Source organism: Aminobacter sp. P4_H6_2 (assembly GCF_056400805.1).
The window spans coordinates 1-8513 of the sequence record NZ_JBFUKO010000198.1 but is presented as its reverse complement, the minus strand read 5'-3'; the positions used below and the strand labels follow the sequence as shown (position 1 = coordinate 8513).

The 8513-nt window shown below is 62.9% G+C and carries 7 protein-coding genes; 5 read left to right on the top strand and 2 right to left on the bottom strand.

The window, feature by feature from the left end; genetic code table 11:
* The first annotated feature begins 152 nt into the window (after nt 1-152).
* Nucleotides 153-1031 carry a dienelactone hydrolase family protein gene (locus AC1DUU_RS15550; RefSeq protein ID WP_476784309.1) on the top strand — a complete coding sequence of 293 codons (879 nt, stop codon included), beginning with the start codon at nt 153-155 and terminating at the stop codon, nt 1029-1031.
* Between the two features lie 36 nt (nt 1032-1067).
* On the opposite strand, the gene AC1DUU_RS15545 is transcribed toward AC1DUU_RS15550, so the two are convergent.
* Both AC1DUU_RS15545 and AC1DUU_RS15540 read right to left on the bottom strand, forming a co-directional pair.
* On the bottom strand, nt 1068-1265 hold the full coding sequence (locus AC1DUU_RS15545; protein WP_476784308.1) for a hypothetical protein: 198 nt from the start codon (nt 1263-1265) through the stop codon (nt 1068-1070).
* 148 nt (nt 1266-1413) lie between these two features.
* Nucleotides 1414-1893: a thioesterase family protein gene (locus tag AC1DUU_RS15540; protein WP_476784307.1), complete on the bottom strand. Its 480-nt coding sequence runs from the start codon at nt 1891-1893 to the stop codon at nt 1414-1416.
* A gap of 112 nt (nt 1894-2005) precedes the next feature.
* Between AC1DUU_RS15540 and AC1DUU_RS15535 the strand changes: the two genes are divergently transcribed.
* The 4 genes from AC1DUU_RS15535 to AC1DUU_RS15520 all read left to right on the top strand — a co-directional run.
* Nucleotides 2006-3421, top strand: a complete 1416-nt coding sequence (locus AC1DUU_RS15535; protein ID WP_476784310.1) for an FAD-binding oxidoreductase — start codon at nt 2006-2008, stop codon at nt 3419-3421.
* A gap of 173 nt (nt 3422-3594) precedes the next feature.
* Nucleotides 3595-4050, top strand: coding sequence for a GNAT family N-acetyltransferase (locus AC1DUU_RS15530; RefSeq protein WP_476784306.1), 456 nt, complete (start codon nt 3595-3597; stop codon nt 4048-4050).
* A 76-nt stretch (nt 4051-4126) separates the two neighbouring features.
* A complete protein-coding gene (locus tag AC1DUU_RS15525; protein ID WP_476784305.1) occupies nt 4127-4651 on the top strand; it encodes a hypothetical protein in 525 nt (174 codons plus the stop codon).
* Nucleotides 4652-4950: 299 nt separating this feature from the next.
* Nucleotides 4951-8513: AsmA family protein (locus tag AC1DUU_RS15520; RefSeq protein WP_476784304.1), on the top strand; the 3563-nt coding region annotated here is incomplete at its 3' end.

The following is an 8513-nucleotide window of genomic DNA, read 5'->3' as shown; positions in this document are numbered from 1 at the left end:
CCCATGAAGAACCTGGCCCATAGTGCATCCCCTGTTTCGGCCAACAAGGATGCCCCATCAAAGCCTGGGATCAAACACCTAGGCGGACAAACTGCCTGGCAGGCGGCAAGGTGGGCCGTTCGTCAGGCTACAGCAACAAAGGGGAGCACGACATGACCGGACCTGCCATCACCCAGGCGATGATCGACGCCTATGACGAATACACCCAGCTGACGCTCGACCGGCGCGGCTTCATGGAGAAGCTGACCAGGCTCGCCGGCTCGGCTGTAGCCGCAGCAGCAATTGCGCCGCTGCTCTCGGCAAGTCCGGCCAGGGCGGCAATCGTCGCCGACGACGACAAACGACTCCAGGGCGAAGATATCACCTATCTTGGCGCATCCGGCGAGATGAAGGGCTATCTGGTTCATCCTGCCGGTCAGTTGGGCAAGCTGCCGGCCGTGATTGTCATCCACGAAAACCGGGGGCTCAACGCGCATATACGTGACGTCGCGCGGCGGATCGCGCTGGAAGGATTTGTCGCGCTGGCACCTGACTATCTGTCGCCGCTTGGCGGAACGCCTGCTGATGAGGACAAGGCGCGCGAGATGTTCGCCGAGATGAATGCCGCCCAAACGGCAGCGAATGGAGTGGCGACCGTTGCATTTCTGAAAGGGCACGAATTGTCCACCGGCAAGGTTGGGGCAGTGGGCTTTTGCTGGGGCGGCGGCACCGTCAACACGCTTGCAATCAATGCGCCTGATCTGGCGGCCGGTGTCGCCTATTATGGCGGTCAACCCAAGGACGAAGCTGCGATCGCACGGATCAAGTCTGCGCTGCTGCTGCACTATGCCGGTAAGGACGACCGCGTGAACGCCGGGATCGACGCCTACAAGGCGGCGCTGCAAAAGACCGGCAAGGACTTCCAGATCTACATTTACGAAGGGGCGCAGCACGCCTTCAACAACGATACTTCGGAAGCTCGCTACGACAAGAAAGCGGCTGATCTGGCCTGGAGCCGGACCATCGCGTTCCTTAGGGAAAAGCTGGCCTGACCAAGCAAACGCCGCCTGGGCCCTCTTTTGATGTGCTCAGGCAACGCCGCGCTTGGAGCGGGCCTCGCGCAAGATGACGCGCCAGCGCAGCATCTCGATCGGGATCGGGCCGTTGTTGTTGGCGATCTCAAACAGCTCGTTGTTGATGTTGCGGAGCGAACGCCAGAAATCATAGTCGCTGATGCGCGGATCGCAGGCGAGCTTGTTGGCCGTCGTTTCGATGTCAGTTTGCATGCCTTGCCTCAAGCCGTCCGGTGCCCGCCGCCGCGACTCAACTTCGCTGCGGGGGATTGTCGGAGGGCAGCGAGGGGCGATCAACGAACCTCAGGCTGTGGCGCCGGTTATAAACAGGTAAGGTTAATCGCCTGTGGCAGGTCCGCCACTATGCCGGCTTGCGCCTGATGCCGATGCCGCGGCCAGCCCGCTCGGGCATGGGCAATGAAGCGTGGGCCGCGCGCATCGCCTCGATATTGGCCAGGATATCCCCGGGGAAGGGGGCAACCTTGGGGCCGTTCATGTCGACATGCAACGCCAGATACTCGGAGGTCGCGGCCAGCCAGCCGTCGACATGACGCAATTCCTGGTAAACCCGCAGGCGCTTGTYGTCATGGTCGAGCAACTGGAAGCTTGATGTGACGCGATGGTCGAGATGGAGTTCCTGCACATAGCAAACGTGCACCTCGGCGGTGTAGATGGTGAGTTGCCTGTCGCGGACGTAAGCCGCGCCCATGCCGAGCAGATCTAGCGCTTCGTCGCTGCAGCGGTCGAACAGCACGTTGTAATAGGCCATGTTGAGGTGGCCGTTATAGTCGATCCAGCCTTTTTCTATCTCCATGACGCTGGAAACGAATGGCACTGACATGGCGTGATCCTTGTTGGTCGATTGTAGCGCTGGACAAACCGGCTGGGCTGGCAGATTACCGCAGCATAAGGTGYCGACAAGGCGCCAAGCTGTTCTATTCGCGGAGGAAATGATGGCTCTGAGCGACCTGAAGACGATGGCGCGCAACGAGGCGGGGATCGTGGCCGCGCTCGGCATTCTCAAGCAGGCATTCGGCGAGCGCTTCCAGACTGGCCAGGCAATCCGTGAGCAGCACGGCCACACCACCACCTATCTGCCCAACCAGGCGCCCGATGCGGTCGTGTTCGTTGAAAGCACCGCGGATGTGCAGGATGTCGTTCGCGTGTGCGCGCAACATCGCGTGCCGGTCATCGCCTTCGGCACCGGCACGTCGCTCGAAGGCCACGTCAACGCGCCGGCAGGCGGCATATCGGTCGACACCTCGCGCATGGACAAGGTGATTTCGGTCAATGCCGACGATCTCGACTGCACGGTGCAAGCGGGCGTGACGCGTGAGGCGCTGAACACCTATCTGCGCGACACAGGGCTGTTTTTCCCGATCGATCCGGGCGCCAATGCCAGCCTTGGCGGCATGGCGGCGACGCGCGCTTCGGGCACCAATGCGGTGCGCTACGGCACGATGCGCGAGAACGTTTTGTCACTCAGGGCCGTCATGGCCGACGGCAGCGAGGTGGTGACGTCGCACCGGGCGCGGAAAAGCTCGGCGGGCTACGACCTGACTCGGCTGCTGGTAGGGTCGGAGGGAACGCTCGGCATCATCACCGAGATCACGCTCAAGCTGCAGGGCATTCCGCAGGCGATTTCGGGCGGCGTCTGTCCGTTCCCGAGCGTCGAAGCGGCATGCCAGGCGGTGATCACGACCATCCAGATGGGCATTCCGGTGGCCCGGATCGAACTGGTCAACGCGTTGCAGATGCGGGCGATGAAGAATTACTCCAAGCTCGATTATCCCGAAAGCCCGTGCCTGTTTCTCGAATTCCATGGTTCCGATGCCGGCGTTGCCGAGCAGGCGGAGAGTTTTGGCGAGATCGCCACTGAGTATGGCGGCGGGCCGTTCCTGTGGACCACGGTTGCCGAAGAGCGGGCAAAATTGTGGAAGGCGCGGCACGACGCCTATTGGGCGTCGCAGACGCTGCGGCCCGGTGCGCGGGCATTGTCGACCGATGCCTGCGTACCGATCTCGCGGCTTGCGGAATGCATTGCCGAGACAGAGGCCGACATCGAGCGGCTGGGGCTGGTAGCGCCCATCGTCGGCCATGTCGGCGACGGCAATTTCCATACGCTGGTGCTGATGGATCCCAACGATCCCGCCGACATCGGCCGCGCCGAGGAGTTCGTCAAGAGGCTGGCCGAACGGGCGATTGCCATGGACGGCACATCGACTGGCGAGCACGGCATCGGCCAGGGCAAGATGGGGCTGATGGAGCGCGAGCACGGTCATGGGGTAGCCGTGATGCGGGCGATCAAGGCAGCACTCGATCCGCACAACATTCTCAACCCGGGCAAGATCCTGCCGCTGGCGGAATAGATCTTGCGACGTTGACGGACGGGTGCGGTGCTGGTAGTTCGGCGCCGTCCAACAAGGGATTTTATGCGCAGAGACTTCAATCGCTGAAGCGTCAGCCAAGTGCTGATGGGCCGAAAGGCCAACGCGGGCGCTTGCGCGCCTTTCTCTGATACGCACATTCCTAGGATACTTCCATGAAACACGCTCACGGCGCGAAGATTCGCGCCTATTCCGACACGACCGACCGCAACCGCCTGGCCGACATCTGGCTCGAGGCCTCGCGCGTTGGCCATCCGTTCCTCACCGAGGCGGAGCTGCTCGACCAGCAGGCCAAGGTAAGGGAGATCTATCTGCCCCAAGCCGAAAACTGGGTGGTCGAAATGGACGGCGAGCCAGCTGGCTTCATCGGCCTGATTGACAGCTTCATCGGCGGGCTGTTCGTCGACCCGGCAGCTCACGGCCATGGCCTCGGCAAGGCCCTGGTACTGCATGCGGCAGCGCTCAAGGGCTCGCTCGACGTCGAGGTCTATGCCGCGAACGAAGCCGCCACAGCCTTCTACCAGCGCATCGGCTTCGTCGAGACATTGCGGCGTTCGCACGACGACGAGGGTCTCCCGCACGAAGTGATCCGGATGCGCCGTCCGGCTTGACCCAGCGGCACTTTGGTCGGACAGTTCGGTCGCCCCAGTTGATGGGGCGGCCGGATTGGCGAAGCGAGGGCTAGATATGGCAATGTCGCGTAAACATGAGGCTCGGGCGTTGAGCGATGACGAACGCGAGCTGGTGCAGAAGTCGCATCATCCGGAAGTGCAGGATCTCTCCGACGCCGAGCTCCACCAGTTGGTCAAGACGGTGCGTGAAAGGCGCGACAAGGCGCAGACGGAAGCCCACCGCAGGCGGCGCGAAATGCGGGGCAAAGCCGCCCCCAAGGGCGCGCAGCCATCGAAAATGGATGCCGGCAGCAAGGCCAAGCTGGAGGTTCTGGCGATGAGCATGCGGCGGCTGAACGGCGAGCTTGAACGCCGGCGGCAACTCGCAGCCCGGATCGATCTCGTCGAGAACGCACGCCATGCACTGGCGCTGACCAAGCAGAAGAAGCCCGCACGCGGCGCCGATTTCAATACGCGGCAGGCGCATCTGGGCATGCGGGCGGTGGAAAACGCCAAGGCCAAGAGCCTGGTGCGGCCGATGGAGCGCGGACGTCTGCGCAAGGCGGCTGCCGTTTCACAAGCCAAGCGCGACGCTAAGTAGAGAGTTTCAGGTGAGGCCGGCCTGCAAATGGCTGATACCTGCGCTTCCGGTACTCACGTGCATGAATGTAGGTTCCGTTCCGGTTCTCGGAATCCGTCATTTTCGGCTCGGCCTGACCTGAAACTGGGCATCCCCCTTGGTCCCGATAGACGGGCTGATGCGTTTAACGGGATCGCTTTTCGCGGGACAGGCTGTTGCACGGCGTTGACGTGCAGCAGTGCACAGCCCAACATGCCACCAAATGACCACGCTCCTGCGGTTAGACGCCTGGGACGCAATGAAAGATTTGCCCCGAGGCAATGCTCGCTCGCCTGTTTGTGATATTCGGTGGACTGTTCGTGCTGGCGCTGTGTGCGGCGCTGGTGGGGCCGTATTTTATCGACTGGTCGGGCTACAAGGCCGATTTCGAGCGCGAGGCGAGTGCGATCCTCGGGCGCAAGGTGACGGTGYAGGGTGATGTGACGGCGCGAATCCTGCCGTTTCCTTCGGTCACCTTCTCTGATGTCACTATGGGTGGCGGAGCCAGCGGCGACAACGCGATGACCGTCGAGACATTCTCGATGGATGCCGAGCTTGCACCCTTGCTGCATGGCGAATTCCTGATCTACGATATGCGGCTGGTGCGGCCCAAGGCGGTGATCGACGTGGCTGCCGACGGTGTGGTCGACTGGGCGATCCGGCCATCTGCGCCGTTTGATGCAAAAAAAATCTCGATCGAAAAGCTGACGATCACCGGGGGACAGATCACGCTGCGCCACGCCGCGAGCGGACGCGAGCATCTTTTGTCGGACATCAATACGACTGTGTCGGCCAAGTCGCTTGCCGGGCCGTGGCGCGTCGATGGCGCCCTTCGCATCGACGGCATGAAAACGCAACTGTCGGCCTCGACCGGCTCCGTTGATCCGACAGGCCAGATGCGRCTCAGGCTGCGTGCGACGCCGGAGCGATACGGCTTCACGCTCGAAAGCGACGGCAATGCCAGCATGGACAAGGGCCGGGCGCTTTATTCCGGCGGGTTCAGCCTGGTCGAGGCTCAGCCCGAGGTGCTGGCGCCGGCTGATGGCGAAAAGCCCAAGGTGCCAGCCAAGCCGTCCGAGCCGGGCTTGCGGCTGAAAGGCAAGTTCGCCCTCAACCATGCCAAGCTCGGTGTCGAAGAATTCCGTTTCGAAAGCGGCCCGCTCGACGATCCCTACACCGCCGATGGCACTGCCGAGATCGATCTTGGCGCGGCACCGCATTTCATGATCTCGGCCAAGGGCGCGCAGGTGCGTTTCGACGAGGCGGTCGGCGGCGAAAAGACAGGTGCTGCGTTTTCGTTTTCACAGCGTCTGACGGCATTGCAAAAGGTTCTGGTCGAGCTGCCGCGCCCGACCATTCCCGGTACTGTCGATCTCGATCTACCGGCGATCGTTGCAGGCGACACGACGGTGCGTGACGTCAAACTGTCGGCTGAACCGGGCGATGGTGGCTGGAAGTTGAAGTCGCTGGGAGCGACGCTGCCTGGCCGCACGCGGCTTGAAGCCAGCGGCTTCCTGCGTACCGACGACAATCTGGGTTTCGACGGGCAACTGCTTTTGGCTGTTGGTCAGCCCTCGGGTTTTGCTGCGTGGGTGGCCAATGATGTCGACGAGGCCGTGCGCCGGCTGCCTGCCGCGGGCTTCAAGGCCAAGGTGGCGCTGACACGCGAGCAGCAGAAATTCGACGACATCGAGCTGATCCTCGGCAAAGCCAAATTCACCGGCGAGTTGGACAGCATGTTGCCGGACGATGCGCGGGCTTCGGTGACGATGAAGCTCGATGGCGGCGAACTCGACGTTGAAGGCCTGCGCGCCTTCGCCTCACTGTTCGTGACCGACCAGGGGGCCAACCGCTTCACCGATGCCGACCTCGATCTCGCCGTGAAGGCCGGGCCGGTCAATTTTGCCGGCCTGAGTGCGGACACGCTCGATACAGCGCTGCGCCTGCGCGAAGGCGTTCTGGAGATCGACCGGCTGTCGGTTGGTGGGTTGGCTGGTGCGTCGCTCAGTGCCACCGGGCGGATCAAGGATTTTCCTGCGGCGCCTACGGGTAATCTCGATGCCTCGGTGGTGGCGGTCGACCTGGCGCCGCTGGTCGCGCTGGCAGCGAAGCAGTCGCCTGACAACCATCTGCTGACTGGGCTTGCGGCACGCGCGGCGGCATATCCTGATCTGTTGACCGACGCCCGGATCGATTTCGTCGCCAGTGCTGTGGAAAATGGCGATGGCTCGACAGGTGTTGCGCTTAGCGGCCAGGGTGTTGCTGGAGGTTCGGACCTTCTGGCGACGCTGTCGGCACAGGCGATACCAAATGCGCTCGCAAGGTCGCAGCTGAAGCTCGATTTTTCTGCCCGTAATGAAGACGCCACCAGCCTGATGGCGCTGGCTGGGCTGCCTGTGCTGCCGCTTGGCGTGACCGGGCCGGGCGAGCTGCAGCTGACGGCGAACGGTGCTCCACAAAACGGCCTTGAAGTCAGGACTAGCCTGAAAGGCGACGACGCCTCGGCTGGCTTTACCGGCACCGTGGCGCTGCGCGACGATGGCCCGAGCCTGAATGGCCGGCTGACGCTGCAGGCTGCCAACATAGAGCCCTGGCTGATGACATCTGGCGTTTCCCTGCCAAGCATGGGCATGGGCACCCAGGTGGACCTTGCGACTGATGCCAGCCTAACCGGGGGCGCTCTGGTGTTCGACAGGCTTGACGGCAGCGTCAACCAAGGGACGGTGACCGGGAACCTTAGGGCGGAGATGCGTGATGGCATGCCGCATCTCAGCGGATCCCTGATGCTCAACGAACTCGACCTCAGGCCCTTCGCCGAGATGATGTTGGGCGCGGCAGCACTTGAGGGCGGCAGCGGGGTTTGGCCAGCGGCACCTTTTGCGCCAAAATCGGCAGCGCCTTTCAGCGCCGACCTTCAAATCACTGCCGGCACTGTTCTGGCGGAGCCTATGGCTACGGCCACTGACGCCGTGCTTGGGTTGCAGATGGATAGTCAGGCGCTCAGGCTCTCCAACATCAAGGCCAAGCTATTGGGCGGTGACCTCGAAGGCCTGATCGAACTCAAGAACAATGACGGCTCGGCGCTGCTTTCGGGCCAGCTGAAGCTCGTGGGTTCCGATGTCGGGGCGATGCCGGGGGCGGGCGGTCTTAGCGGCAAGGGCGATTTTTCAGCGACGCTGTCGGGAAGCGGCAAATCGGTCGAAGGACTGGTCGCATCGCTGGCCGGTTCGGGTACGGCTGTGGTCAATGGGCTGACGATTCCTGGCTTCAACCCCGACGCGTTTGGACCAATGATCGCCAAGGCCAATGTTTTGGGCCGTGACATCAATGCGGCGCGCGTCGCCGAATTCGCACCCGAGATCGTGAGCAAGGGCAGCTTTGTCGCCGACAAGGCGGATGTGGCGTTCACCATCGCTGGCGGTGTCTTGCGTGCGCCGCCGCTGACGCTGAAGAACGCTGCCGCTACGCTGACGGCTGATCTGCGTACCGACCTCAACGCCGGTATCGTGGCGGCTATTGGCAGCATTGCGTATGCGCCTGACAAAGAGGCTTTGGTCGGGTCCGAGCCCATGCTGGGCTTCCAGGTCGAAGGTGAGCCGGGCGCAACCGTGCAGCTGTTTGACAGCGCGCCGATGGCGCAGTTCCTGACGCAGCGCGCGCTGGAAAAGGAGCAGGCGCGGGTCGAGGCAATGCAGGCGGTGTTGCTGGAAAAGCAGCGGCTGCGGCGCGAGGCGCGCCACTTCGTGGCGCTGCAGGCCGAGCGAGAGCGCATCGCCGAAGAGGCGAGACTGGCTGAAGAAGCGCGGATAAAAGCCGAAGAAGAGGCCAAGGCGCAAGCCGAGGC

Coding starts and splice junctions, on each gene's coding strand:
- AC1DUU_RS15550 (WP_476784309.1), top strand. CDS start 153: ATGACCGGACCTGCCATCACCCAGGCGATGATCGACGCCTATGACGAA.
- AC1DUU_RS15545 (WP_476784308.1), bottom strand. CDS start 1,265: ATGCAAACTGACATCGAAACGACGGCCAACAAGCTCGCCTGCGATCCG.
- AC1DUU_RS15535 (WP_476784310.1), top strand. CDS start 2,006: ATGGCTCTGAGCGACCTGAAGACGATGGCGCGCAACGAGGCGGGGATC.
- AC1DUU_RS15530 (WP_476784306.1), top strand. CDS start 3,595: ATGAAACACGCTCACGGCGCGAAGATTCGCGCCTATTCCGACACGACC.
- AC1DUU_RS15525 (WP_476784305.1), top strand. CDS start 4,127: ATGGCAATGTCGCGTAAACATGAGGCTCGGGCGTTGAGCGATGACGAA.